Source organism: Streptomyces phaeochromogenes (genome assembly GCF_001418655.1).
Lineage (GTDB): Bacteria > Actinomycetota > Actinomycetes > Streptomycetales > Streptomycetaceae > Streptomyces > Streptomyces phaeochromogenes.
The window spans coordinates 1-1,316 of record NZ_LIQZ01000656.1 but is presented as its reverse complement, the minus strand read 5'-3'; the positions used below and the strand labels follow the sequence as shown (position 1 = coordinate 1,316).

Here is a 1,316-nt window from a genome sequence, read left to right as displayed (position 1 = left end):
CTACGACGACCCGTACAACACGTACTTCTACAAGGGTCTTCCGCCCGGACCGATCGGAAATCCGGGTCAGGACGCGCTGAAGGCATCGGTGAGTCCGGACGGCGGTGCGTGGATGTTCTTCATCTCCATCGACGGCAAGAAGACGGACTTCACCAAGACCCTGAGCGAGCACGAGAAACTGGTTGAGGAATTCAATGCACGGCGCAACAAGGACTGACGGAGACCGGAGAAGTCGAGCCGCCGTACTCGGTTCCCCGATCGCCCATTCCCTTTCCCCGGTGCTGCACCGTGCCGCGTACGAGGAACTCGGCCTCGNNCCGTTTCGAGGTCGACGAGGCGGCGCTGCCGGGATTCGTCGGGAAACTCGGTCCCGAATGGGCCGGGCTGTCGCTGACGATGCCGCTGAAGCGGGCGGTCATTCCACTGCTCGACGAGATCAGCGAGACCGCGTCCGCCGTCGAGGCCGTGAACACGGTGGTGTTCACCGAGGACGGGCGGCGCCTCGGCGACAACACCGACGTCCCCGGGATGGTCGCCGCGCTGCGCGAGCGGGGCATCGAGCAGGTCGACTCCGCGGCGATCCTCGGCGCGGGCGCCACCGCCTCCTCCGCCCTGGCCGCCCTCGCGCGGATCTGCACCGGCGAGGTCGTCGCATACGTCCGCAGCCAGGCCCGCGCCGCCGAGATGCGGCAGTGGGGCGAGCGCCTCGACGTAGAGGTGCGTACGGAGGATTGGGCGGACGCGGCGCATGCCCTGCGCGCGCCGCTCGTCATCGCCACCACCCCGGCGGGTACCACCGATGTCCTCTCCTCCGTGGTCCCCGAGCGGCCCGCCACGCTCTTCGACGTGCTGTACGACCCGTGGCCCACCGCACTGGCGGCCCGCTGGTCGGCGTACGGAGGAGCCGTCGTCAGCGGCCTCGACCTGCTGGTGCACCAGGCGGTGCTCCAGGTCGAGCAGATGACCGGACGGGTGCCTGCCCCGCTGGACGCCATGCGGACAGCGGGCGAGAAGGCGCTCGCGAGCAGGTAGGACCGGTCTGTACGATTCGGCCTTCGGTTCCGCAGGGGGCGGAACTCGGGGGAGCCGGGGGGCTGATCCATGCATGTGACGCTGGCGTCGTGGAAGTCGGAGATATTCGAGGCCGTGCTCGGCTTCCTGCCGGACTGGGCGCGGATGACCGGGCTCGGGCTCTTGGTGGTCGCCGTTCTCGCGACCTGGGCCTACAAGCTGAAGCGCAAGCTCGCCTACCGACGGGCGCTGCGCACGGGGCAGCCCGTCCACGCGGCGGCGCAGTACGGGCAGGGCCGCGGCGC

General features: G+C 69.7%; 2 protein-coding genes and 1 pseudogene. All 3 read left to right on the top strand.

Going from position 1 to position 1,316, the window contains the following annotated elements; all coding sequences use genetic code 11:
* The coding region (locus tag AOK17_RS47260) for an endolytic transglycosylase MltG (RefSeq protein ID WP_206190961.1) at nt 1-217 on the top strand (217 nt) is incomplete at its 5' end.
* Nucleotides 218-317: 100 nt separating this feature from the next.
* A partial coding sequence (locus tag AOK17_RS47255; protein WP_245697906.1) for a shikimate dehydrogenase occupies nt 318-1,032 on the top strand: 715 nt, incomplete at its 5' end.
* Nucleotides 1,033-1,101: 69 nt separating this feature from the next.
* Nucleotides 1,102-1,316, top strand: a pseudogene (locus tag AOK17_RS47250) (hypothetical protein); the annotation flags it as partial.